This window comes from Enterovirga sp. GCM10030262 (assembly GCF_042666435.1).
Classification (GTDB): Bacteria; Pseudomonadota; Alphaproteobacteria; order Sphingomonadales; family Sphingomonadaceae; genus Allosphingosinicella.
In genome coordinates, this window is sequence record NZ_JBHTDC010000001.1 from 1,872,275 (window position 1) to 1,896,677 (window position 24,403).

The following is a 24,403-nucleotide window of genomic DNA, read 5'->3' on the forward strand; positions in this document are numbered from 1 at the left end:
AGACGCGGCGCGAAGACAACGATCCACAAAGGCAGCGCCGATCAGATCGGCAGCCCGAGCTGTGGCGGCGCGGCGTCCGGCGCCTCGAGCCCCGACAAAGTGAGCCCCAGCAGGCGAACGCCTTTCTCCATCGGGAGCAGCCCGCGCAGCAGCGACACGCCGATTGCGAGGAACTGCTCCCTGTCCGGAACCGCCGCCGGGAGCGATCGGGCGCGGGTCACGATCCGGAAATCCTGAAACTTCACCTTGAGCGTCACGGTTCGGCCGCTGATCGATCGCTCGGCGATGCGGCTCCAGACGGTCGCGGCGATCCGGTCGAGTTCGGCGACGAGATCGGCCTCGGTTTTAAGGTCGTTCATGAATGTGTCCTCGGCGCCGATCGACTTGCGCTCGCGGTCGGCGCGCACCTGGCGGTGACAGATGGCGCGGGCGAGGTCGTGATAATAGGGGCCGGAGCTTCCGAAATTTCTCTGGAGGAATTCGAGGCTGCACGCGCGCAGATCCGCGCCGGTCTCGATGCCGAGCCTCGCCATCTTCGCCGCGGTGACCGGACCGACGCCGTGGAAGCGCTTGACCGGTAGGCCGGCGACGAAGGCCGGCCCCTGCCGCGGCGTCACGACGCACAAGCCGTCCGGCTTGTTCTGGTCGCTGGCCAGCTTGGCGAGGAATTTGTTGTAGGAAACCCCGGCCGAGGCGGTGAGGCCGGTCTCCGCGCGGATACGGGCGCGTATCTCGACGGCGATCGCGGTGGCGGAGCCGATCCCGCGCAAATCTTCCGTGACGTCGAGATAGGCCTCGTCCAGGCTCAAGGGTTCGACATGCGGCGTGTAGTCGGCGAAGATTGCGCGTATCTGGTTGGAGACGGCGCGATAGGCGTCGAAGCGCGGCTTGACGAAGATGAGGCCGGGGCAGCGGCGCCTGGCCGTCGCCGACGGCATCGCGGAACGGATTCCGAAGCGGCGCGCCTCGTAGCTGGCGGCGGCCACCACGCCCCGCCCCGACGAACCTCCCACCGCGACCGGCTTGCCGCGAAGCGCAGGATCGTCGCGCTGTTCGACCGACGCGTAAAAGGCATCCATGTCGACATGGATGATCTTGCGGACAGTCCCGGTGTCGCCTGCCTCGTTCACGCCCTGTTCTTTACGCGAGCGGGCGCCCGGAGGAAAGTCAGAAGCGGAAGCTGAGGCCCACCGCTGCGATGCGGTCGCTCCGGCCTTCCGTATCGGCCATCGGCCGCGCGCGCCGGATCGCGCGCTCCTTGTGCGAAGTCCGGGTCACCTCGATCAGCCCGACCCCGAGCGTGACATCGCGCGCCAGCGACCAATTGCCGACAAGGGTCTTGCGGTACACGGTCGATCCGTCCTGCTCGACGATCGGGACCGAGGAAAGGCTGAAGCCCGGCGTGCCCGCCTGGAGCGGAAGGTGGACGGACCTGCTCTCGCGGGGAGGCGCATAGGTTGGGCCGAAAGCCCTGGTGTCGCTGCGGACGTCAGCCGGTCCTTGCGCCTCTGCGGGCGCCGTGAAGACGAGCGGCAGTAGAAGCGCCGCAGCCATGAGGCGCTGTTCCATGCTGCACTTTTGAATCCCTGTTTCTCTTTCCCAGACAGCGCTGGAGCCGAGAAGAAGTTCCCTCGACTACACGGATATACTTGACCCTTTTCAGATGTATCGCCGCCCGGACAGTGCCAAAATGAGGCTCCTGCGTCCGCTGGCGCGGGGGAGCATGGCTTAAGCCCGCCCCTTTCTGTACCATGAGCCGCTATGGCGAGGGACAAGAGGGACGGACTGCTCATCGCGGGCGGGGGGCTGGCGGGGAGCCTCGCGGCGCTCGCCATGGCGAGGGCGCGCCCCGAAGTCCCGATCCTGCTCGTCGAGGAGGGCGAGAGCTTCGGCGGAGACGAGTTGCACGGCTTCTTCGCCGGGGACATTGAAGGCGGCGACCTCTGGCTCGCCGAGCCGCTCGCCGGCCACGCTTGGCCTGGCTATTATGTCGCCTTTCCGGGGCTTCGGCGGAAGCTCAGGACCGACTGCGGGGCGATAGAGCCCGAGGCGATCGACCGCGCGGTGCGCGAGACGCTCCGCCCGGACCAGTATCGGCTGGGCACGAAGATCGTCGCGGTGCGCGACAATGAGCTGATCCTCCAGGGCGGCGAGAAGATCAGGGCCGATGGCGCCGTCGATGCGCGCGGGGCCGCCAACCTGTCGATGCTGGAACTGGGCTGGCGCCGGTTTTTCGCCCGCGACTATCGGCTGGCGGGGGCGCACGGGCTCGACCGGCCGGTGCTGGTCGACGCCACGGCCGGAGCGGCCGACGGCGCGCGCTTCTTCCGGTGCCTGCCATTGGCCGAGGACAGGATGATGGTCGAGGACGTCGCATTGTCCGAGCTTCCCGGCATGGAAAACGGGGAGGCGGCAGCCAGGCTCGACGCCTATCTCGCGCGGCGCGGCTGGACGCCGGCGGAGCGGCTGCGCGAGACGGCCGGGGCGCGCGCGCTGACCATTGGCGGCGACTTCCCCGCCTTCTGGCGCGTCGGCGGGGCGCGGGTGGCCAAGCTCGGCCCGCGCGGCGGCTTCTTCCATCCCGCCACCGGCCAGGCGCTGCCCGACGCGCTCCGCACGGCGACGATGCTCACCGAGCAAGGCGATTTCACCGGCGCGCGGCTTCACGATGTGTTTGAAAGCCAGGCCGCGGCGCTATGGCGTAAGCGCGAATTTTATCGCGGCTTCAACAAATCATTGTTCCAGGCGCCGCCGGGCGAGCGAATGGCCATGCTCGAGCGCCTGCACGGGCTTGACCCCGGCGTCATCGCGCGCTTCCATGGCGGTCACGCGACGATGTTCGACCGGCGGCGGATCTCGCGGCCGGCCTAGCCGATTGAAGCGGCTTCGCGATGTGCACGCTCAAGCCCGCGCCGCCAGCTCCTCGACCGCATCGGCGATCCGCCTTCGCTCACGCAGCCCTCGCCACAGGATCAGGGTAGCGAGCGCGGCGATGCCGACCAGGGCGAGCAAGGCGTAGGTGATTGCTTCGAGCCACCGCGCCGGCTCCGCCTCATCCGGTGGCGGCGGCGAGGGGGGTTCTACCGCCGCTTCGGTATCGGAAGGGGCGGATGAGCTCGCCTCCGGCCGCCGCTCCGCCGCCTCCGGCCGCGCTTCTTCGACAATCGTGTCGCGCTCCCGGCTCTCGATGCCCATCCGGGTTTCGAGGCTTTCCGAGGGAATCGCCGCGATCGAGCCGATGATCGCGAGCGTCACCATGCCGGCTAGCACCAGCATCGCCGCCCGTCCCAGCCAGTCGATTATGCCAGGCTTCATCGCGTGTGTTTCCAAGGGCAAGGGCGAAGCATGAGCGGAATATAGGAACGCGCCGCCGCCGCGCCATGTCCGAAGCCCGCCCAACGTCTTCCAATGGGCGCGCCACTGTGCTTAAGACCCGGCAAAATCTGCTCGGAAGGATTCCCCCGTCTCATGAACATCCACGAATATCAGGCCAAGGAGCTGCTGGCGAAATTCGGAGTGCCGGTGCCGGCGGGCATCGCCGCGATGAGTGTCGAGGAGGCCGTGGCGGCGTCGCGTCAGCTTCCCGGGCCGCTCTACGTCGTCAAGGCGCAGATCCACGCCGGCGGCCGCGGCAAAGGCAAGTTCAAGGAGTTGGGACCGGATGCGAAGGGCGGCGTCCGCCTCGCCCGCTCCGAGGAGGAAGTGCGCGTCGCCGCCTCCGAAATGCTCGGCAACACCCTGGTGACGATCCAGACCGGCGCCGAGGGCAAGCAGGTCAACCGCCTCTACGTCACCGACGGGGTCGATATCGCCAAGGAATTCTATCTCGCCTTGCTCGTCGACCGCGCCACCGGCCGCATCGCGGTCGTGGCCTCGACCGAAGGCGGCATGGACATCGAGGAAGTCGCCCATTCGACCCCTGAGAAGATCCACACCATCACCGTCGATCCCGCGACCGGCCTCATGCCCCATCACGGCCGCTCCGTCGCCGCGGCGCTGGAGCTCGAAGGCGATCTCGCCAAGCAGGCCGCCAAGATGCTGGCGAAGCTCTACGACGCATTCCTCGGCACCGACGCCAGCCAGATCGAGATCAACCCCCTCGCCGTCACCGATGACGGCAAATTGCTCGTCCTCGACGCCAAGGTCGGCTTCGATTCGAACGCCATGTTCCGCCATGCCGACCTGACGGCGCTTCGCGACGAGAGCGAAGAGGATCCGATGGAGCTGGAGGCGTCGAAGCACGACCTCGCCTACATCAAATTGGACGGCAATATCGGCTGCATGGTCAACGGCGCCGGCCTCGCCATGGCGACGATGGACATCATCAAGCTGAACGGCGCCTTCCCGGCCAACTTCCTCGATGTCGGCGGCGGCGCATCCAAGGAAAAGGTGACCGAGGCGTTCAAGATCATCCTGTCCGATCCGGCGGTGAAGGGCATTTTGGTCAACATCTTCGGCGGCATCATGCGCTGCGACATCATCGCCAACGGCATCATCGCCGCGGCGAAGGAAGTGAATTTGTCGGTGCCTTTGGTGGTCCGCCTCGAAGGCACCAACGTCGAGGAAGGCAAACGCATCCTCGCCGACAGCGGCCTGCCGATCGTGGCCGCGAACGACCTCGGCGATGCCGCGAGGAAGATCGTCGCGCAGGTGAAGGAAGCGGCGTAGGTTTCAAGCGTCATCCCAGCGGAAGCTGGGATCTCACTTCTTTAGGCAGGGAGATTCCAGCTTTTGCTGGAATGACGGTACAAAGAGGGAGCAGAAATGAAGCTGCTGGTGCCGGTGAAGCGGGTCATCGATTTCAACGTCAAGCCGCGGGTCAAGGCCGACGGCTCGGGCGTCGATCTCGCCAACGTCAAGATGAGCATGAATCCGTTCGACGAGATCGCCGTCGAGGAAGCCATCCGCCTCAAGGAAAAGGGCGTGGCGACCGAGATCGTCGCGGTGTCGATCGGCCCGGCCAAGGCGCAGGAGACGTTGCGCACGGCGCTGGCGATGGGCGCGGATCGGGCCATTCTGGTCACGACCGAACAGGAGGTCGAGCCGCTCGCGGTGGCGAAGATCCTTGCCAAGATCGTCGAGGAAGAAGCGCCCCGGATGGTGATCCTCGGCAAGCAGGCGATCGACGACGATTCCAACCAGACCGGCCAGATGCTGGCGGCCTTGCTCGGCTGGGGCCAGGGCACCTTCGCCTCCAAGGTCGAGGTCGATGGCGAGAGCGTCAATGTCACGCGGGAGGTGGACGGCGGGCTCGAAACGGTGAAGCTCAGCTTGCCCGCCATCGTCACCACTGATCTTCGCCTCAACGAGCCGCGCTACGCGTCGCTGCCCAACATCATGAAGGCGAAATCGAAGCCCCTGGCGCAGAAGACGCCGGAGGATTACGGCGTCGACATCGCGCCCCGCCTCACGACCACCAACGTCCGCGAACCCTCCAAGCGCGAGGCGGGCGTCAAGGTAGGCTCGGTCGACGAGCTGATCGCCAAGCTGAAGACGATGGGAGTAGTGGGATGAAGACGCTCGTCTGGGTCGAACATGAAGGCGGCCAGCTCAAGGACGCGACGTTGAGCGCGGTGACCGCGGCCGCGAAGCTCGGCGAGGTCCACCTGATCGTCGCCGGCGAGGGCGTCGGCGGGGTCGCCGAGGCGGCCGCGAATATCGCCGGCGTCGGCAAGGTCCATGTCGCGGACGACGCGGCCTATGCCCATGCGCTGGCCGAAAATGTGGCGCCCCTGATCGTCGATCTGATGGGCCATCACGACGCCTTCGTCGCGCCCGCCACCACCACCGGCAAGAACATCGCCCCGCGCGTCGCCGCTCTGCTCGACGTGATGCAGATTTCGGACGTCATGTCGGTCGAGGGCGAAGACACGTTCACCCGCCCGATCTACGCCGGCAACGCCATCGCGACGGTCAAGTCGTCGGACGCCAAGAAAGTACTGACGGTGCGCGGTACCGCCTTTGACAAGGCGGCGAGCGAAGGCGGCTCGGCCGAGATCGAGACCGTTTCCGCCACCGGCGACAAGGGTCTTTCCAGCTTCGTCGGCGCCGAGATCGCCGCCAGTGAGCGGCCCGAGCTCACCAGCGCGAAGATCATCGTCTCGGGCGGCCGGGCGCTCGGCTCCGCCGACCAGTTCCACGCGCTGATCGACCCGTTGGCCGACAAGCTCGGCGCCGGCGTCGGCGCCTCCCGCGCGGCGGTAGACGCCGGCTATGCGCCCAACGATTATCAGGTCGGCCAGACCGGCAAGATCGTCGCCCCCGAAGTCTATATCGCGATCGGCATTTCGGGCGCCATCCAGCACCTCGCCGGCATGAAAGATTCCAAGGTCATCGTCGCCATCAACAAGGACGAGGACGCCCCCATCTTCCAGGTCGCCGACATCGGCCTGGTCGGAGACCTGTTCAAGATCGTGCCGGAGCTGACCGAGAAGCTTTAGTTTACTTGAGCTTGCCTTCTGCTAGCCACTGCTTTTTCTTTGCTATCTGCCTTTGTCGGATCTGCTCGGAGCGAGCAAGAAGCTCCGCGTCGTCGTGGGCTCGCTCGGCGGCTCTTTGTCGGCGCACTGCCTCTGTAACGACTTCACCGACCGGACGGCGGAGCTCCCCGACCTCAATTACTCGCCCGGGATCAGTTTCTCGATAAGGATCGTTCCAGTTCATCTTAGCCATGATTATCTCCCGACTGGTCCGTAGCACTACGTAGCTGGGGGCCGCAGCTCTGGTCAAAGCCACTCAGCAACCCCGCGACATTCGCGCCCAGCGCCTCCACCGCGTAACCGCCCTCCATCACAATCAGCGTCGGATAACCCGCGTTTGCGATCCTGCGCCCGAGGCCGGCATAGTCGGAGGTCTTGAGCTTGAAGAAGCTGATCGGGTCGCCCTCGAACGTGTCTGCTCCGTAGGAGACGATCAGCAGATCGGGCGCGAACGTGGCGATGCCCTCCAGCGCCTGATCCAGGGCGCGCTCGAACTCCGCCAGACCGGTTCCGCGCGGCAGCGGCAGGTTGAGCGTCGTGCCCTCGCCCGCGCCTTCGCCGGTCTCGTCGGCATGGCCCCAGTAGAAGGGATAATCGGTCTTTGGATCGGCGTGGATCGAGGCGAAGAAGACGTCGCTCCGCGCGTAGAAGACATCCTGGGTCCCGTTGCCGTGATGATAGTCGATGTCAGGGATGGCGACGCGCTTGCCGGCATCGACCGCGGCTTCGGCGGCGATGGCGGCGTTGCTGAGATAGGAATAGCCGCCGGCATAATCCTTGCCGCAATGATGGCCCGGCGGGCGGCACAAGGCGAATGCGGCGCGCGCGCCGTCCAGCACGGCATCGAGGCCGGAAAGCGCCGTTTGCGCCGCCCAGTAGGAAGCGGTCCAGGTGCCTTCCGCGATCGGCGTCGACGTATCGTAGACATAGCGGCCGAGGCGGCCGTCGATCCGCGACAGGTCGAGCGGACGGCGGTGGACGATGGGAAAGGTGTAAGGGATCGCGTCGCCTGAGCGGCCGGCGGCGCGCCAGTCGGCATGGGCCGCCTTCAGGAAATCGAGATAGTCGCGCGAATGAACGCGGAGCAAAGGCGCCTCGCCATGATCGCGCGGCGCTTCGGCCGGCCCGATCGCGGCAAGGATCGCGTCGACGCGGCCGGGATGCTCGGCGGCGGGGTGGAGGCCGCCGTTGAAGAATTCGAATCGGGGCGCGTGGAGGCGCTGGCGATCGTCCCAGAATGTGCGCATCACCGCTTCCTCGTCACCCCGGGCTTGATCCGGGGTCCAGCTTCTGCAGCGCCTGTCCCGGAAAGAAAGATGGATGCTGAAACAAGTTCAGCATGACGAATCGCATCAGCGGACGAGCAGATCGCTCGGCAGGGTCGGTTCGGAGATCACCTTCTCCATCGCCGCCCAGCGCGCGGCGGGATCGGGGCCGGCGGCCTCGACATGCGCGCGCACCATGTCCTGGCCGAGACCGTAATTGATCACGTAGCTTCGATATTGCTCGATGAAGTCGACCGACTGCTCGGCCCGCGCCTTCGAGACCAGCTGATACTTTTGCGTCAGCTCCACCGCCTTGGCGCGGTCGATGCGGCCTTCGAGATAGTCGGCGGCGATGGTGAAGCGGGCGCCGGCCAGATCCTCGATCGCCTCCAGCAAGGCGAGATATTCGGCGGCGTCGGCGGTCGGGAGACCCGCCAGCGGGTAGAGCGCCGCGGTCTCGTAAGCGAGCCGCTCGTCGCCGGGGAAAGCGAGGTCGATGCCGTAATTGGCCGAGCCTTCGGCGATCAATGATTGCGGCGAATATAGCGGATAGACGCTATATTCGACCCATCCGCGCTCCCGCGTCAGCCTTTGCTCGAGCAGCATGTTGAGCGCATGGTGCCCGGGATAGCCTTCGTGGCAGCCGAGATCGACCGCGCGGCTGATGCGGATCGGCAGGTCGGTGTTGATCTGGATGAGGCTGGTGAGGTCGCCCTTGTAATAATTGTAGCCGGACCAGCTCTTGTCCGTGACGAATTCCATCGTGAACGTCTCACCCGCCGGTAGCGCGATATAAGCGGCGGTGCGCCGCTTGCATTCGGCGATGGCGGCGTCGAAGACCGGTTTCAGGCGATCCGTCGGAATGGTGAAGCGCTCCTGGAACGCATCGACGCGCTCGGAAAGCGGGCCTGAACCCGGCACCAGCGCCTCGATCCGCGCCAGTACCGGATCGAAGGTCGAAAGCGGCTCCAGCTCGGGGCGGACTCCGAACAATCCCTCCGCCTCGTCGGCGAAGCTCAGTTTCTCGCCCTGCAGCATCCGCAGCCGCGTCGAGGCGGCGCGGAGCTGGGCGAGAAGGAAAGTCCGGCGGCGCTGCTCGAGCGGCTCGAGGCTGGCCGCGTCAATGGCATTGGTCCGCGCGGCGAGCGCTGCCGCCTCGCGAGCCAGATCGGCCACGGAGCGCGGCGCGGCCTTGGCGGCGTCGGCCCATTCGGGCGGCCCGTAATAAGCGTCGACATAGCCGGGTTCGCGCTCGCCTATCTCCAGGGTCATCTGGACATAATCGGCCGCGATCTCGTCGAGGCTGTCATTGGCGACCCGGTCGGATACGCAGGCGGCGAGGAGGAACAGAGCGCCCAGCATGGAAAGCCACTTCATGGTCGTCCTTCCTCAATGGAAAGGACGTCTCCGTCAACGTCGATCTCGCGGTTCTTCGCCGCCTCCACTTCTTCATGGCGGCGGTGCTGCGGCGCCAGGCGGAGCAGGACGTAGCCGGCGAGCGCCGAGACGATCGAGCCGAGCAGGACGCCGATCTTGGCTTCCTCGACCAGCAACGGGTCGCCCGGGAAGGCGAGCGCGCCGATGAACAGGCTCATCGTGAAGCCGATCCCGCACAGCAGGGATACGCCGTAGATCTGGAGCCACGTCGCGCCTCTCAGCCGTGTCGCGAAGCCAAATCTCACCGACAGCCAGACCGCGCCGAATATGCCGATCTGCTTGCCGATGAAGAGACCGGCGGCGATGCCGAGCGGGAGCGGCGCGAATATCTGTTCGAGCCCCATTCCCGCCAGCGAAACGCCGGCATTGGCGAAGCCGAACAGGGGCACGATGAAAAAGGCCACCAAAGGCGTGATCGCATGCTCCAGCCGATGGAGCGGCGAATGGGCGGCGTCGGGCGCGCCTGGCGTCTTGACGATCGGGATCATCGCCGCCGCGAGGACGCCGGCGATGGTCGCGTGGACGCCGGACAGCAGCACCGCATACCAGAGCGCGAGCGCGAGCAGCATGTAGATCCACAGCCGGGTGACGCCGCTCTTGCCCAGGATGTACATGACGAGGAGGATGGCGGCGGCGACGCCGAGCGCGAGTGTGTTGATCGAGGCGGTATAGGCGACGGCGATGATCGCCACCGCGCCCATGTCGTCGACGATGGCGACGGTCGTCAGGAACAGCTTGAGCGAAGTCGGCGCTCGCTTGCCGAGCAAAGCCAGCACCCCGATGGCGAAGGCGATGTCGGTCGCGGCCGGAATGGCCCAGCCGCCGGCCAGCCCCGCCGTGCCCGACGTCAGCGCGAGGTAGATGGCGGCCGGCACGATCATGCCCGAGGCGGCGGCGACGAAGGGCAGGCGGCGCTGGCTCCAGCTGGCCAGGCGGCCGTCGACGAACTCGCGCTTGATCTCCAGCCCGACGAACAGGAAGAAAAGCGCCATCAGCCCGTCGTTGATCCACAGATGGACGGTCATCGGGCCGAGCTTCGGCGTAAGCACCGGCCCGATCGGATCGTGAAGCGCGTGATGGTAGAGGTCGTAGAGCGGAGAGTTGGCGACGATCATCGCCAGAAGGGCCGCGCCCATCAGCAGCAGTCCCCCGGCGGCCTCGCTGGAGAGGAACGCGCGCAGCGCCGATGACGGGCGCGCCGATCCGCTTTCACTGTCCATCATGTCTCCTTCGGGATCGGCTGCATCCTGACCGCTGGAGAGCGGTTCATGAACGTCTTAGCCTTGCTCGGCCCGATGTTGCAAAGGACGGCGATCAGCGAGACCGATCCGGCGACGGCCGAGTAGAAAAGAGCCGTCTTTCTCGGGGCTTGCATAACTCGCCTCCATAATGGATCATTCCGGGTCCGAATCGGGGGATCCATGGCGTGGGCGAGGATCTGCTTTTCGCGGGGCTCGGCCTTGTCATGCGGGAGGCTGCTCTGTTCGCGGGAACCGGCTTCCTGCTGCTCGGGACCAGCGACCTGCTCGTCGATTTCATCTGGATCGCGCGGACTCTAAGGCGGCGCTTCACCATCTATCGCCGCTTCGAACGCGCCAGCGCCGCCACGCTGAAGCCGACGGACAGGCCCGGGCGCCTCGCCCTCTTCGTGCCGGCGTGGAAAGAGAGCGGCGTGATCGGCGAGATGCTGCGCAGCGCGCTCGCGACTTTTCGTCACGACGATTACCGGATCTACGTGGGAGCCTATCCCAACGACCCCGCGACGATCGACGCGGTGCGGCGCGTGACGGACGCACGTGTGCGGCTGGTGATCGGGCCGAAGCCGGGGCCGACGACCAAGGCGGACTGCCTCAACCGGATATGGGAAGCGATGCTGGGCGACGAGGCAACGGAGGCCAAGCCGGTCAAGGCTATCGTCCTCCACGACGCCGAAGATGTGGTCCACTCCGCCGAGCTTATCCTGTTCGACAGCCTCATCGATCGCTTCGCTTTGGTTCAGCTGCCCGTCCTTCCGCTGATCGACCCCGGCTCCCGGTGGATCGCCGGCCATTACGCCGATGAGTTCGCGGAATCCCACGCCAAGGAGATGGTCGTCCGGGAGGCGCTCGGCGCGGGTCTTCCATCGGCGGGCGTCGGCTGCGCGTTCGCGCGCGACGCCCTGGCCGAGATCGCCGCCGCCGGCGGAGGCGCGCCGTTCGACGCCGACAGCCTGACCGAGGATTATGAGTTGGGCCTTCGGCTGCGCGCGATGGGTCGCCGCGCGGCGTTCGTCCGCTTGCCAGGCGAGCGCGGCCGGCCGGTGGTCATGACGCGGGAATATTTCCCCTGCACGATCAAGGCCGCGGTCAGCCAGAAGGCCCGCTGGATGACCGGCATCGCCTTGTCCGGCTGGGACAGGCTGGGCTGGACCGGGGGTGTCGCCGAACGATGGATGCGGCTGCGTGACCGGCAGTCTGTGCTGGCGGCCTTGTTCCTGTTCGCGGCCTATGTCGCCTTGCTGCTCTGGGCGGTGCTGAGCCTGCGCCACATCTTCTTCGGCGCGCCGCCCGAGCCGGTCGCGCCGGCGCTCGCCGCCCTGCTGGCCGCCAATTTCGTGCTGCTGGGCTGGCGCGTGGCGATGCGCTTCGGCTTCGTCACCCACTTTTATGGCTGGCGCGAAGGGCTGCGGTCGATCCCGCGGGTCGTGATCGGCAACATCATCGCGATGCTAGCCGCGCGGCGGGCCGTCATGCGCTATCTCGGTACGAGGCGTTCCGGCCGCGTCGATTGGGACAAGACCGTCCATTTCTTTCCGGCAGCTCTCCCGGCCGAATGAAAGGGCCGCCGCCGCCGCTCAGGTTTCTGGTCCTGACAATGTGCGGCTGGGCCTGTGTTCGAGCGGCTTTGACAATGCCCGCCTGGTGGGCGGAAGGCGCCGCCGGGCCGCGGGAGATTGCTCCGGAGGGAAGGCAGATCGCCCCGGTCACGCCGGGCGCGATCCGACCTTGGCCGGTTCGAGACCGGTCGGCTCAAAGAATGTCGGTTCCCCGCCGTCTTCAATCCTCTCACCCGTTCGACCATCCGGATCATGGGACGCCCTGGGGTCCGATCGCCGCGCCGTCGAACAGGTTCGTCGGATGGGAGGCCGTTCCGCCGCCCCAATCTTCATCGCTTCCCGTCCGGGCGCAGCTCGCCCCGGCACCCGCGGCTCTTGCAGCGCCGCCGCCGCGCGCGGGCCGCTGGTCCGCTTCGGCCTGGCTGTTCGTGCGGCGCGATGGGGCGTCCGGCCTCGCCTCCGCTGGCACGCTCGGCGGGAGCCAGGCGGGGGGCCGGATATTCTATCGGCTGAACGACGATCCCGATCGGGCCTTGGCCTTGACCGGTCGGGTCTATGCGCCGCTGGAGGGCGATGGCGCGGAGGCGGCGCTGGGTGTCGAATGGAAGCCGGCGGCGGCGCTCCCGGTGCGGCTTCTCGCCGAGCGGCGCCAGGCCATCGGAAGCGAGGGTCGATCCGCCTTTGCGCTGCTGGCTTATGGCGGCGTCTCCGACCGGCCCTTGGTCGGGCCGGTGCGGCTCGACGCCTATGTTCAGGCGGGCGTGGTCGGCCTGCGATCGCGCGATCTGTTCGCCGACGGCGCCGCGCACCTCAAGGTGCGGGTCGATTCCGATGGCGATCTCGAAGCCGGTGGCGGCATCTGGGGCGCGGCGCAGCCCGGGTTGTCGCGGCTCGATGTGGGGCCTCGGATATCGCTGCGCCTCCCGGCCCGGAACGCGAACTTGCGCCTCGCCGCCGAATGGCGCGTGCGCATCGCCGGCGAAGCCGCGCCCGCCTCGGGGCCGGCGCTCGTCCTGGCCACCGATTTTTGAGGAAGACGGCGGCTTGCGGCCTTCCGCCCCCGAAGTTTAGCGGCTAGCTTCGCGCCGCCCATGGATATCTATCTGCCCATCGCCGGAATGTCGGTCAATGCGCTGGTGATCGTCGGACTCGGCGGCATCGTCGGGTTGCTGACCGGCATGCTCGGCGTCGGCGGCGGGTTCCTGACGACGCCTATTCTCATTTTCTACGGCATCCCGCCGGCGGTCGCCGTCGCGTCGGCCAATACCCAGATTACCGGCACGAGCGTCTCGGGAATGCTCGCCCACCGCCGCCGCAAGGGGGTCGATTACCGCATGGGAGGCGTGCTCGTCGCCGGCGGCATCCTGGGCGCGCTGGCCGGCGGCGTGCTCTTCCGCCTGCTCCAGGACAGCGGCCAGATCGATACCGTCATCGCCATCCTGTACGTGGTTTTGCTCGGCAGCATTGGCCTGCTGATGGCCAAGGAGGCCGCGACCGCGCTCGACATTATCAAGCCGCGCGCCAGGAAGGCGCCGGCGCGACGCCACAATCCGCTCATCGCCGCGCTACCGATGCGCTGGCGCTTCTATCGGTCCGGCCTCTACATCTCGCCGCTGGCGCCGCTCGTCCTGGGCTTTTTCGCGGGGGCGCTGACGGCGCTGCTCGGCGTCGGCGGCGGTTTCATCGTCGTGCCGGCGATGATCTACCTGCTGGGCATGTCGACGACGGTGGTCGTCGGAACGTCGCTGATGCAGATCTTGTTCGTCACCGCCGCGACGACCCTGGTGCACGCGACCACGACCAAGTCGGTCGATATCGTCCTGGCGGTCCTGCTGCTCCTCGGAAGCGTGGTCGGCGCGCAGGTCGGCGCGCGATTTTCGCAGAAGGTGAAGCCGGAGCTGCTCCGCATGTTCCTGGCGATCATGGTGCTCGCCGTCGCCTTCCGCATGGCGCTGGGCCTCGGCTGGCGGCCGCAGGAAATCTATACGGTGCAGCTGCTTTGAGGATGTTGCGCGCGCTCGCTTTGCTCATGGCGCTGCCGCTTGCGCTCGGCGCCACCGAGCCTGTTCTCGTGCCCGACGTATCGCAGCGCGAAATCCAGATACAATATTCCTTCAGCGGCGCCGAGCTGCTGCTGTTTGGCGCGATCATCTATCCCGGCGGCGTCGTGCCCGAGGATCCGGCCGACATCGCGGTCGTGGTCAAGGGACCGCTGCAGCCGATCATCGTCCGCGAGAAGCAGAAGGTGGCCGGCATCTGGATGAACGTGGAGAATGAGCGCTTCCGCTCCGCTCCTTCCTTCTACGCGGTCGCTTCGTCCAGTCCGTTGTCGGAGCTCGTCGACGAACGCACGGCGGCCATTTATGAACTGGGCCTCGAGAACCTCCAGCTTTCCCCGGGCGCGGGCGCGACGCCCGCGGAGCAGCAGCGTTTCGAGCGCGGCCTCATCGATCTGATGCGCCGGCAGCAACTCTATCTGGAGAAGCCGGACGGCGTCGAGATTACCGGCGGCGTGCTGTATCGCGCGCGGCTCACCATCCCCGCGCGGGTGCCGGTCGGCGATTATACCGCTGAAACCTTTCTTATCCAGGACGGCCGGGTCATCGCCGCCGCGGTGCGCGAGATCAGGATCGAGAAGCTCGGCTTCGAACGCTTCGTCGCGGAGGCGGCGGACGACTGGTCCTTCACCTACGGCCTCGTCGCGGTTCTGGTCTCGCTGTTCCTCGGATGGAGCGCCAGCGCGCTGTTCCGGCGCGCCTGAACCGCCGCCTGTTCGCGCAAGGAAGTTATTTACCCTTGTCGGCTAGAGGGTTGTCGGACGATCAAGCGCGCCAACAGGAAAGTCCGCCCTGACGCATGACTGATATGATGAACTTCCATAGCGTCCCGCAGGGCGATCAACCGGACGAGCGGGCGCCCGCCGTCCAGCCGATCCCCACCTTTTCAACCCGGCACGAGCCGATCGGCACGGTCTTCGACGTGTCCGGCGGCGGCGCCCGCATCCAGATGAGCGGCCGGCGCCTGAGGGAGCTGGCCGGCGAAGCCGATCCAAGCGTCGCCATGTCGGGGCAGGTGGGCAGCCAGGTGAAGCTCGAATCCGGTGGCCATTGGCTGCTGGCCAACGTCCGTCACCTGCGCGTGACCGATGCCGAGGGCGACATGGTCGCCGCCGAGATCGATTTCCTCGGCGAGGGAGACGAGGACGAGCAAGCGGGCCGGCTGATCAATTTCAAGCGCGGCATCACCAGCTACCCGATTCCGGGCAACCGCGTCTTCCCGGTGACGGCGACGGATCTCAAGCAGATGTTCGCCGCCGACGAGCGGCCCCATATCGAGATCGGGACCGTCTATCCCACCCGCGACGTCCGCGCCGCCCTCTATATCGACGCCTTGCTCGGCAAGCATTTCGCGTTGCTGGGCTCGACCGGCACCGGCAAGTCGACCTCGGCCGCCCTCATCATGCATCGCATCTGCGACATGGCCCCCGAAGGCCATATCGTCATGATCGATCCGCACGGCGAATATTCGGCGGCGTTCAAGGGCAATGGCGAGCTGTTCAACGTCGACAACCTCGCCATGCCCTATTGGCTGATGAATTTCGAGGAGCATTGCGAGGTCTTCATCACCTCGAGCGGCGCCGACCGGCAGCAGGACAGCGACATCCTCGCCAAATGCCTGCTCCACGCGCGCAGCAAGAACCGGGCGGCTGAAGGGCTGACCAAGCTCACCGTCGATTCGCCGATACCCTATACCCTGTCCGATCTCACCAATGCGATCACCCACGAAATGGGCTTGCTCAACAAGGCGACGGACACCGCGCCGTTCATGCGGCTCAAGACCAAGATCGACGAGCTCAAGGCCGATTCGCGGTACAGCTTCATGTTCTCGGGGATGCTCGTCGCCGACAGCATGGCGGGCTTCATCAGCAAGATTTTCCGCCTGCCGGCCAAGGGCAAGCCGATCTCGATCGTCGACGTGTCCGGGGTTCCCTCGGACATCACGTCGGTCGTGGTCGCGGTGCTTTCGCGTCTCGTCTTCGACTATGCGATCTGGTCCCGGAACGAGCTGCAGCGGCCCATCCTCCTCATCTGCGAGGAGGCGCATCGCTACGTTCCCGCCGACAAGACGTCGAACGGCCAGGCCGCCCGCAAGATTCTCGAGCGGATCGCCAAGGAAGGCCGCAAATATGGCGTGTCGCTGGGGCTCATCACCCAGCGTCCCTCCGATCTCGCCGAAGGCGTGCTCTCGCAATGCGGCACCATCGTCTGCATGCGCCTCAACAATGATCGCGACCAGGCGTTCGTGAAGAGCGCGATGCCGGAAGGCGCGCGCGGCTTCCTCGACGTCATCCCCGCGCTCCGCAACCGCGAATGCATCGTCTGCGGCGAGGGCGTTTCCATTCCGATCCGCGTCGCCTTCGACGATCTCGAGCGCGACCGCCGGCCGGCCTCGTCCGACCCGGCTTTTTCGGAGCTGTGGAAGCAGACCGGCGAGGAAGAAGCGATGGTCGCCCGCGTCGTCAAGCGCTGGCGCGCCCAGGGCCGCTGAACCGGCTAACACATCGTCATTGCGAGCGGAGCGAAGCAATCCAGAGGGGCGCAGGCTCAGACTGGATTGCTTCGTCGCTCGCGCTCCTCGCAATGACGATTCGACGCAATCCCATCCTGCTCTAAGCCCACATCCCGCCAAACAGCGAAGGACGGCGCCTGGTGGCGACGTCCTTCAATCCGTGGCTTCCGGTGTCAGGGGCCGGCAGCGGCCTTGTTCGCCTGGGCCTCGGCGGATTGAACCGCCTCGGGCGCCCGGGTGCCGCCGACGGGCACGCCGAGCAGGCTGCGCAGCCGGCCGCGGAAATTGGCGAGGTCGCGGCCGCTGAGCTGGGCTCTGGTCGTGAACTTCACCGACGCCGGATTGATCGCGACGCCGTTGCGGTAGAGCTCGTAATGGAGGTGCGGCCCGGTCGAGAGGCCGGTCGATCCGACATAGCCGATCACCTGGCCCTGCTTGACACGGGAGCCGACCGACGCGGCGATCCGGCTCATGTGGGAATAAGAGGTCATCAGTCCGCCGTCATGCTTGATGCGGACCTGCTTGCCGTAGCCGCCCGCGCGTCCGGCGGCGGTCACGCGGCCATCGGTGGCGGCGACGATCGGGGTGCCGTGGCCGGCGCGGAAGTCCATGCCCTTGTGCATTCGGGTGTAGCCGAGGATCGGATGGCGCCGCTTGCCGAAATTGGACGTGACCCTGCCCGGGACCGGGCGCTGGAGCGCGCCGCTGGTCTTGCCGACGCCCGACGCCTCGAACCATTGTGCGCGGCCGCCCTGGTCCCATTGCATCAATTGCAGGTCCTTGCCGCGCGAACGGTCGAGGCCGGCATAAAGGAGCTGGCCGGTCTCGGTCTCGCCGGTGGCGGCGCGGCGATGCTCGATGATGATGTCGAATTCGTCGTCGGCGCCGATGCTGCCGATGCTGATCTGGCCGGCGATGGCGCGGATATAGGATTCGATCGCCTTGCCGGGCGCGCCGGCGGCCCGGGCGGCACGGTAGAGGCTCGATCCGACGCGTCCCTGGATGCGGAGCGGCGTGTCGTCGACCGCGATCGGGATGCGGGTGAGGGCCAGCTGGCCGTCCACCCTTTCAATGGCGATCTTGAGATCGAAGCGGGCGCGGAAGGCGAGGGCGTCGAGCGGCCGGGCGACGATCCTGTTGGGCCGGCGGCCGAGCGTGACGTCGACGACAGTGCCGGGCTTGACCTCGTCGAGCGGGATGATTTTGGCGACCATCTCGGCGACTTCGTCCGCTTCCGCTCCGGCGACGCCGGCGCGTTCCAGCACGCGGGCGAAGCTGTCGCCGCGGCCCAATGTGGCGACAAGGTCGATGCGCGGGCGCTCGGGCGTGTCGGTCAGCGGCTCGACGGCGTCGGTCGGCGCCATCCGGCGGCCGGTGTCGGCGCCGAGCGCGAGCGGCGCGATCGCCAGGGTCCGCGCTTCCTCCCACTGGGCGTCGGGCAGCGCCGCCGGCGAATATCCGGGCAGCGGCTCGATGGCGGGCGCGAAGGACCAGGCGGCGTAGCACAAGGCAAAGCAGGTGGCGAAGCCGCGCAGCCATTCGCCCGAGCCGATCCGGACGCCCAGATCTGTGACGAGATCGAGCTCCTCGATGCGGACGCGGACATCCTGGAGGGCGTCGGCGAAACCGGGAACCAGCGGCGGGCGGGCGAGCGCAGGGGCGGTGCCCAGGACGGCTGTCCCGCCGCCATGCCCGGCTCCAATGTCGCTAAACTGATACAATTCGGACGCCCCCGCGGCTCCGTTAACCAACCCCCGACGCGAGCGCGCCAGGGGCCTAGGACTGTGGGGAAAGACGGTTAAAGTAAAGTAAAGGGATTCCGGCGCGACGGCCCCTTGCGGTGAAGCGCGCGCTGGCGTCGATGAGCCGAGGGCGGTTTCGCGAAGCGCCTCGAAACGTTGCGGATTGGGCGGGGCGATCCAATCTAAAGCGGATGAGCGATTTCGCCCGGTCGCCGCTAACGGCTATATTGGGGCCGACCAATACCGGAAAGACGCATCTGGCGGTCGAGCGGCTGTGCGCGCATTCGAGCGGGATGATCGGCTTCCCGCTGCGGCTGCTCGCGCGCGAAGTGTATGACCGGGTCGTCAGGCTCAAGGGCGAGAGCCAGGTCGCTCTCGTGACCGGCGAGGAGAAGATCCTGCCGAAGGATGCGCGCTGGCTGCTCTGCACCGCCGAGTCCATGCCGATGGAGCGGGACGTCGCGTTCGTCGCCCTGGACGAGGCCCAGCTTGGCGCCGATCCCGAACGCGGCCACATCTTCACCGACCGGATGCTCCACGCCCGCGGCCGCGAGGAAACGATGATCCTGGGCTCCGAGAGCCTGAAGCCGATGGTGCGCGCCTTGCTGCCCAAGGCGGAGATTATCGGCCGCCCGCGCTTCTCGACATTGAGCTATGCCGGCCCCGCCAAGCTGTCACGCCTGCCCCCGCGCTCCGCCATCGTCGCCTTCTCGGCCGAGCAGGTCTACGCCGTCGCCGAGATGCTGCGGCGGATGCGCGGCGGCGCGGCGGTGGTGATGGGCGCGCTCTCCCCCCGTACGCGCAACGCGCAGGTGGCGATGTATCAGGCGGGCGAGGTCGATTATCTGGTCGCCACCGACGCCGTCGGCATGGGCCTCAACATGGATGTCGGCCATGTCGCCTTCGCCGGCCTCTCCAAGTTCGACGGACGCCGGCGCCGGCGGCTGACCCCGGCCGAGATGGCGCAGGTCGCCGGCCGCGCCGGGCGCCACCAGCGCGACGGCACGTTCGGCGCGCTCACCCTCGAAGGCGACCGCGGCGCCGAATTCAGGCCCGAGGAGATCGAGGCGATCGAGGAGCATCGCTTCGCGCCGCTCGATCATCTCTACTGGCGCGAGGGCGAGCCCGATTTCAGCCATGTCGATGCGCTGATCCGTTCGCTGGAGCGGCGGCCCGGCGAGCCCGCCCTCCGCGCGGCCCCGGAAGCCGTCGACCTCGCCGTCCTGAAGCGGCTGGCCGGGGACGCGGAGGTGCGGCGCCGCGCGGTGGGGGCGGATCGCGTGAGGCGGCTCTGGGCCGCTTGCGGGCTCCCCGATTTCCGCAAGACCGGCGCGGATCACCATGCCCGGCTGGTGGCGCGCCTTTATGGCCATCTCAGCGAAGGCGCCGGCCGGATTCCGCAGGGCTGGTATGCCGAGCAGGTGGCCCGGCTCGACAATGTCCAGGGCGACATCGACACCCTGGCGGACAGGATCGCCGGCGTGCGCACCTGGGCCTACATAGCCCACCGCTCCGACTGGCTGGCCGCGCCCGCGGCGATGGCCGAGCGGACGCGGGCGGTCGAGGAGAAATTGTCGGACGCTTTGCACGAGCGTCTGACCCAGCGCTTCGTCGACCGCCGCACGGCGGTGCTGATGCGCGACGTCGGCGGCAAGGGCGCCGGCGACTTCCCGGTCATCGTCGACGAGCAGGGCGAGGTGAGCGTCGGCACCTATCCGATCGGCCGGCTCGACGGCTTCGACTTCCAGGTCGATCCGCTGGCGCGCCACTCCGATCGCAAGATGCTGCTCGCGACGGCCGAACGCCGGCTCGGCGGCGAATATGAAAAGCGGGCGGCGGCCCTGGTCGCCGACACCGACGATCATTTCACGCTGCGCACCGAGGCGGGCGAGAAGGTCGCCATCCTTTGGCGCGGCCATGAGGTGGCGCGCCTCGGCCCCGGCAAGAATCTGCTGTCGCCCCGGATCCTGCTCGACAGGCGCCTCGCGCGGGTCTCGGAGCGCGGGCGCGACGCCGTCGTCGAGCGGCTGAAGAACTGGGTGCGAAGCCGGGTCGAACGCTCGCTCGGCTCGCTGCGCGCCGCGGGCCTCGCCGCTCAGGACCCCGCCGTCGCGCCGGACGCGCGATCCGTCCTCGCCATGCTCGTCGACGAAGGCGGCATCGTCGCCCGCGCCGCCGTGGCGAGACCGCTGGCGAACCTCGATCGCGAGCAGCGCCGGGGCCTGTCGCGGCTGGGCGTTCGCATCGGCGCGCTCGATCTGTTCATCCCCGACGTCCTGAAGCCCGAGGCCCGGCGCTGGCGGACCGCGCTCAAGGCCGCCGCCGCGGGCGAGGCCATGCCGCCATTGCCGCCGCCCGCCAGCGTCCTCCTGCCCACGCCCGACGAAGCGGCGCGGGCCATGCTCGCCCGATTGGGATTCCGGGCGATGGGGCCGCAGATGCTGCGCGTCGACCTCGCCGAGCGTCTGGCCCGCCACGCGCACCAGGCGCGGTCGGGCAAGCAGGCGAGCGTGATCGACGAGGCTCTGGCGACGTCGCTCGGCCTCCGGCCGCAGTCCGTCGCCCGGCTGATGCGCGATCTCGGTTTCCGGCCGGCGGCCAACGATCTGGGGTGGGTGTGGAAGGGGGCGCCGCGGCAGCCGGAGCGCAAGGCCGATCCCGGCCATGCCTTCGCCGCGCTGGGCAAATTGCGGCGCAATGGCTGAGGCGGAGACCCTCCGCATCGACAAGTTCCTCTGGTTTGCCCGGATCGCGAAAACGCGGAGCCAGGCCCAGGAGCTGGCGGAACAAGGCCGACTCCGCCTCGGCGGCCGGGTGATCGACCGCGCCCACGCGCCGGTCCGCGTCGGCGACGTGCTGAGCTTTGCCCAGCGCGGCGTCGTGCGTGTCCTCAGGGTCGACGCGCTGCCCGTGCGCCGGGGGCCGCCCGCCGAGGCGCGGGCTCTCTATGCCGAGCTTCCCGAAGGCCAAGCCTCCGCTGCACGAGCGGAATGACGCGCCCCGTCAACCCAGCACGATCCCCGGATACCAGCCGCTCTTGGCGACGAGCGCCTTCGCGTCGCGCACCTCGATAATGTCGCGCAGCGCCGCCTGTTTGTCCGCGGCGCCCTGATAATAAGCTTTGGCGATCCGGTAGCCGACCCAATAGCCGAGATCGCCCGGCCGCTCGGGCGTGCCCATTCCGTTATAGAGCCAGTCGGACCCCATCGCCGACATGTCCTGATCGGCGAGGAATTCGGTCTCTAGCTCCCTTTCCCGGCCGCGGGTCGCCGGGGCGAGATGGCCGTAGCTGACCGACCCCGTGATCAACTCGGTCACGAACTCGGCGCCGCCTTCGAGGAGAGCGGCCTGGAGCACCGTATCGCCGGAATCCTCGGCCTGCGCCGATGGCTGCTGCACATGGACATATTCGTGCGCGATGACGGAGACGAAGCGCTCCTCCACATCCGGATTGAAGAAATCGACGGCGCACAGGGCCTCCAGGCCGATCATCACCCCCGCCGCCGCGTTAGCGGTACCGACCGGCTTGCCTCGCCCGATCGCGATGGTGACCGGCGGGAAGCTCGCCGCTGGATAGAGTTGGCCGAGGCGGGTCAGCGCCGCCTTGAGCCTCTCCTTAACGGCCGGGAGGGTCTCCGCGCATCGTCGGGCGTCCACATATATTTCCGGCCGCTCGGCGATGGCGGCGGCGATGCGCTCGCCGGTGATCCGCCTGATCCTGGCGAACTCGTCGAGGCCGTCGCTGCCCTCGTCCAGATAGTCGCGCTGAAGCTGCCCGGCGGTAGGGCGCCCGCCGGCCGCGTCGTAGACGGCGTAGAATCGGTCGACATCGTCGGTGACTATTGCGGGGCGGATGTCGGTCGGCGGAGCGGCTGCGGCGAGAAGAAGAAGGAGGGCAGCGGTGACGGTTACAGCATGTTTCATGCCACTGTGTTATTCCGACAATACAGTTTTGGCAATGACCCTGATGGGCGGCCGGCACGGGTGCCGCTTGCGCCGTCGTCATTGACGAGCGCGGCGGCGCGAGACTAGGGACAGGGCGTCTCAGGAGAAGCGTGCACCATGACCTACGTTGTCACCGAAGCCTGCATCCGCTGCAAATATATGGATTGCGTGGAAGTGTGTCCGGTCGATTGCTTTTACGAAGGCGAGAACATGCTGGTCATCAACCCCAGCGAGTGCATCGACTGCGGCGTCTGCGAGCCCGAATGCCCGGCCGAGGCGATCCTCCCCGACACCGAGGCGGGGCAGGAGAAGTGGCTCGAGGTCAACGCCAAATTCTCCGCCGAATGGCCGAACATCACGCGCAGCCGCGAAGCCCCCGCCGACGCCGACGAGCATAAGGGCGAGGAAGGCAAATATGACAAATACTTCTCTTCCGAGCCGGGCGAGGGCGACTGATCCGTCCCCCATCCAGCGCGTACCGTAATAGCCGCAGGGTCGCCGAGCGCTGGCGGATTCCGGATGAAAGGCCGCCGCAAGCCTAGATTTTGCGGCCATTCCGTGCTATATAATCGTATCGAAGCGGGTGCCGCTCGTGCCCGCAACTTGGTGATCGAACAGAAATCGCCGCAAATCAGATGACTGGACTGCGTTCAACGGGGCGGATGCGGCTTGGCCCGGTTTGCGGCTATCTCCACGGAAGGTGTATTTCATGGCAGCGAAGGCGTTGAACTTCGACGTTGGCGATTATGTGGTTTATCCCAAGCACGGCGTCGGCCGGGTGGTCGAACTGCAGAGCACGGATATCGCCGGCATGCAGCTCGAACTCTATGTGCTCCGTTTCGAAAAGGAGCGGATGACGCTGCGCGTTCCCACCAACAAGGCCGAGAGCGTCGGCATGCGCAAGCTGTCGTCCGACAAGACGATGCAGGAGGCGCTCGCCTGCCTGAAGGGCAAGCCCCGGGTGAAGCGCACCATGTGGTCGCGCCGCGCGCAGGAATATGAGGCCAAGATCAATTCGGGCGACCTCGTGTCGATCGCCGAAGTGACCCGCGATCTCTTCCGCGCCGACGATCAGCCCGAGCAGAGCTATTCGGAGCGGCAGATCTTCGAGGCCGCCTCGAGCCGCCTCGCCCGCGAGCTGGCCGCGATGGAGCAGGTCGACGAGCCCAAGGCGCTCGAGCAGATCCTCGAGATCCTCAACAAGGCCGCGGCGATCTACAACAAGGAAAAGTCCGCCGAGAAGTAAGCGCTCGCGCTCGCGGCAGGACGATCGAGGCGGCCCGGAGACGGGCCGCCTTTTTCATGTTGCGGCCGCCGCGCTCTAGGTGTATTGCACATGCAACACAGTTCTGGAGACATGCCATGCGCGCCGCCCTCATCCTCGTTCCCGCTCTGGCGCTCGCCGCCTGCAACATCGTCGCCGACGCCCAGGAGGGCGCGGGCGACCAGGCCCACGGCGAGACGACGCAACGCGATTATCAGGTCGGCGCCTTCGATTCGGTCTCGCTCGGCGGCCACCACAATGTCGTCGTCCAGGTCGGCCCCGCCGTCTCGGTGCGCGCGCAAGGGTCCGCCGCGGAACTCGACCGGCTGGAGATCGAGGTCAGGGACGGCGATCTCCACATCGGCACCAAGAAGGGCGAGAAATGGTCGATCGGCTTCAACCGCGACCGTCCCCCCGTCACCATCTACGTCACCACGCCGTCCCTCGCCGCCGCTTCGATCGGCGGTTCCGGCGACATGAAGATCGACAAGGTCGAGGGCGACGGCTTCTCGGCTTCGATCGGCGGCTCGGGCGACATGCAGATCGCATCGCTCCGCGTCGGCACCGCCGACTTCTCGATCGCCGGCTCGGGCGGCATCCGCGCCGCCGGCACGGCCCAGCGCACCGACGTCTCGATCGCCGGCTCGGGCGACGTGTCGCTCGCCGAGCTGGAGAGCCGCAGCGCCTCCGTCTCGATCGTCGGCTCGGGCGATGTCAGCGCGCGCGCGATGGAGACGGCCGATGTCTCGATCATGGGCTCGGGCGATGTCGCGATCAGCGGCCCGGCCAAATGCACGATCAGCAAGATGGGCTCGGGCGACGTCCGCTGCGGCGGCTGACCATCGTTACAAAGCCTTAACCATGTCGGCTTCATGGTCCTTTCCATG

Annotated in this window: 23 protein-coding genes; 14 read left to right on the forward strand and 9 right to left on the reverse strand. The window is 67.3% G+C overall.

All coding sequences use genetic code 11. The annotated features are described in order from the left end of the window. Positions 1-41: 41 nt before the first annotated feature. The gene (gene dinB, locus ACFQRC_RS09050) at positions 42-1,079 is read right to left on the reverse strand and encodes a DNA polymerase IV (RefSeq protein ID WP_379960427.1); all 1,038 of its coding nucleotides are present in this window, start codon (positions 1,077-1,079) and stop codon (positions 42-44) included. Between the two features lie 88 nt (positions 1,080-1,167). Continuing rightward, positions 1,168-1,554 carry a hypothetical protein gene (locus ACFQRC_RS09055; protein ID WP_379960291.1) on the reverse strand — a complete coding sequence of 129 codons (387 nt, stop codon included), beginning with the start codon at positions 1,552-1,554 and terminating at the stop codon, positions 1,168-1,170. A gap of 207 nt (positions 1,555-1,761) precedes the next feature. On the opposite strand from ACFQRC_RS09055, the gene crtY reads away from it, so the two are divergent. Next, the gene (gene crtY, locus ACFQRC_RS09060; protein WP_379960293.1) at positions 1,762-2,871 is read left to right on the forward strand and encodes a lycopene beta-cyclase CrtY; all 1,110 of its coding nucleotides are present in this window, start codon (positions 1,762-1,764) and stop codon (positions 2,869-2,871) included. Between the two features lie 30 nt (positions 2,872-2,901). Here the strand turns inward: crtY and ACFQRC_RS09065 are convergent, their stop codons facing one another. Beyond that, positions 2,902-3,315, reverse strand: a complete 414-nt coding sequence (locus tag ACFQRC_RS09065; protein ID WP_379960296.1) for a hypothetical protein — start codon at positions 3,313-3,315, stop codon at positions 2,902-2,904. A gap of 153 nt (positions 3,316-3,468) precedes the next feature. On the opposite strand from ACFQRC_RS09065, the gene sucC reads away from it, so the two are divergent. The 3 genes from sucC to ACFQRC_RS09080 all read left to right on the forward strand — a co-directional run bounded on the left by sucC (position 3,469) and on the right by ACFQRC_RS09080 (position 6,440). Continuing rightward, on the forward strand, positions 3,469-4,668 hold the full coding sequence (gene sucC, locus ACFQRC_RS09070; RefSeq protein ID WP_379960298.1) for an ADP-forming succinate--CoA ligase subunit beta: 1,200 nt from the start codon (positions 3,469-3,471) through the stop codon (positions 4,666-4,668). 96 nt (positions 4,669-4,764) lie between these two features. Beyond that, complete coding sequence (locus tag ACFQRC_RS09075; RefSeq protein WP_379960300.1) at positions 4,765-5,514, forward strand: electron transfer flavoprotein subunit beta/FixA family protein; 750 nt, start codon at positions 4,765-4,767, stop codon at positions 5,512-5,514. After that, on the forward strand, positions 5,511-6,440 hold the full coding sequence (locus tag ACFQRC_RS09080) for an electron transfer flavoprotein subunit alpha/FixB family protein (RefSeq protein WP_379960302.1): 930 nt from the start codon (positions 5,511-5,513) through the stop codon (positions 6,438-6,440). The genes ACFQRC_RS09075 and ACFQRC_RS09080 overlap by 4 nt, the downstream gene beginning before the upstream one ends. Before the next feature lies 1 nt (position 6,441). On the opposite strand, the gene ACFQRC_RS09085 is transcribed toward ACFQRC_RS09080, so the two are convergent. From ACFQRC_RS09085 to nhaA, 4 genes are all read right to left on the reverse strand, one after another. Next, positions 6,442-6,672 (reverse strand): hypothetical protein, encoded by a 231-nt coding sequence (locus ACFQRC_RS09085; protein ID WP_379960304.1) that lies wholly within the window; start codon positions 6,670-6,672, stop codon positions 6,442-6,444. Next, positions 6,665-7,726 carry a histone deacetylase family protein gene (locus ACFQRC_RS09090; RefSeq protein WP_379960307.1) on the reverse strand — a complete coding sequence of 354 codons (1,062 nt, stop codon included), beginning with the start codon at positions 7,724-7,726 and terminating at the stop codon, positions 6,665-6,667. Before ACFQRC_RS09090 ends, ACFQRC_RS09085 begins: the two co-directional genes overlap by 8 nt. A 105-nt stretch (positions 7,727-7,831) precedes the next feature. Then, positions 7,832-9,121, reverse strand: coding sequence for a hypothetical protein (locus ACFQRC_RS09095; RefSeq protein WP_379960310.1), 1,290 nt, complete (start codon positions 9,119-9,121; stop codon positions 7,832-7,834). Next, entirely contained in the window at positions 9,118-10,401 is a 1,284-nt protein-coding gene (gene nhaA / locus ACFQRC_RS09100; protein WP_379960429.1) for a Na+/H+ antiporter NhaA, read from the reverse strand. Before nhaA ends, ACFQRC_RS09095 begins: the two co-directional genes overlap by 4 nt. A 206-nt stretch (positions 10,402-10,607) precedes the next feature. On the opposite strand from nhaA, the gene ACFQRC_RS09105 reads away from it, so the two are divergent. From ACFQRC_RS09105 to ACFQRC_RS09125, 5 genes are all read left to right on the forward strand, one after another. Beyond that, the gene (locus ACFQRC_RS09105) at positions 10,608-11,996 is read left to right on the forward strand and encodes a glycosyl transferase family protein (RefSeq protein WP_379960313.1); all 1,389 of its coding nucleotides are present in this window, start codon (positions 10,608-10,610) and stop codon (positions 11,994-11,996) included. A gap of 200 nt (positions 11,997-12,196) precedes the next feature. Further along, entirely contained in the window at positions 12,197-13,027 is an 831-nt protein-coding gene (locus tag ACFQRC_RS09110) for a hypothetical protein (RefSeq protein WP_379960316.1), read from the forward strand. Positions 13,028-13,087: 60 nt separating this feature from the next. Beyond that, positions 13,088-13,999, forward strand: a complete 912-nt coding sequence (locus tag ACFQRC_RS09115; protein WP_379960319.1) for a sulfite exporter TauE/SafE family protein — start codon at positions 13,088-13,090, stop codon at positions 13,997-13,999. A gap of 2 nt (positions 14,000-14,001) precedes the next feature. Further along, positions 14,002-14,757, forward strand: a complete 756-nt coding sequence (locus tag ACFQRC_RS09120) for a TIGR02186 family protein (protein ID WP_379960431.1) — start codon at positions 14,002-14,004, stop codon at positions 14,755-14,757. Positions 14,758-14,861: 104 nt separating this feature from the next. Then, a complete protein-coding gene (locus ACFQRC_RS09125; RefSeq protein ID WP_379960321.1) occupies positions 14,862-16,544 on the forward strand; it encodes an ATP-binding protein in 1,683 nt (560 codons plus the stop codon). A gap of 194 nt (positions 16,545-16,738) precedes the next feature. Here the strand turns inward: ACFQRC_RS09125 and ACFQRC_RS09130 are convergent, their stop codons facing one another. Then, the gene (locus ACFQRC_RS09130; protein ID WP_379960323.1) at positions 16,739-18,286 is read right to left on the reverse strand and encodes a M23 family metallopeptidase; all 1,548 of its coding nucleotides are present in this window, start codon (positions 18,284-18,286) and stop codon (positions 16,739-16,741) included. A gap of 212 nt (positions 18,287-18,498) precedes the next feature. On the opposite strand from ACFQRC_RS09130, the gene ACFQRC_RS09135 reads away from it, so the two are divergent. Together ACFQRC_RS09135 and ACFQRC_RS09140 are read left to right on the forward strand one after the other, a co-directional pair. Continuing rightward, a complete protein-coding gene (locus ACFQRC_RS09135; protein WP_379960325.1) occupies positions 18,499-21,012 on the forward strand; it encodes a helicase-related protein in 2,514 nt (837 codons plus the stop codon). Then, entirely contained in the window at positions 21,005-21,301 is a 297-nt protein-coding gene (locus tag ACFQRC_RS09140; RefSeq protein ID WP_379960327.1) for an RNA-binding S4 domain-containing protein, read from the forward strand. The genes ACFQRC_RS09135 and ACFQRC_RS09140 overlap by 8 nt, the downstream gene beginning before the upstream one ends. Positions 21,302-21,310: 9 nt before the next feature. Here ACFQRC_RS09140 and ACFQRC_RS09145 read toward each other — a convergent pair whose 3' ends face one another. Further along, positions 21,311-22,231 carry a DUF2268 domain-containing putative Zn-dependent protease gene (locus ACFQRC_RS09145; protein ID WP_379960329.1) on the reverse strand — a complete coding sequence of 307 codons (921 nt, stop codon included), beginning with the start codon at positions 22,229-22,231 and terminating at the stop codon, positions 21,311-21,313. Between the two features lie 138 nt (positions 22,232-22,369). Here ACFQRC_RS09145 and fdxA point away from each other — a divergent pair, with 138 nt between their 5' ends. The 3 genes from fdxA to ACFQRC_RS09160 all read left to right on the forward strand — a co-directional run bounded on the left by fdxA (position 22,370) and on the right by ACFQRC_RS09160 (position 24,355). Beyond that, on the forward strand, positions 22,370-22,708 hold the full coding sequence (gene fdxA, locus ACFQRC_RS09150) for a ferredoxin FdxA (protein ID WP_379960331.1): 339 nt from the start codon (positions 22,370-22,372) through the stop codon (positions 22,706-22,708). 253 nt (positions 22,709-22,961) lie between these two features. Continuing rightward, positions 22,962-23,498, forward strand: a complete 537-nt coding sequence (locus tag ACFQRC_RS09155; protein ID WP_379960333.1) for a CarD family transcriptional regulator — start codon at positions 22,962-22,964, stop codon at positions 23,496-23,498. Between the two features lie 116 nt (positions 23,499-23,614). After that, positions 23,615-24,355: a head GIN domain-containing protein gene (locus ACFQRC_RS09160; protein ID WP_379960335.1), complete on the forward strand. Its 741-nt coding sequence runs from the start codon at positions 23,615-23,617 to the stop codon at positions 24,353-24,355. Positions 24,356-24,403: the final 48 nt, after the last annotated feature.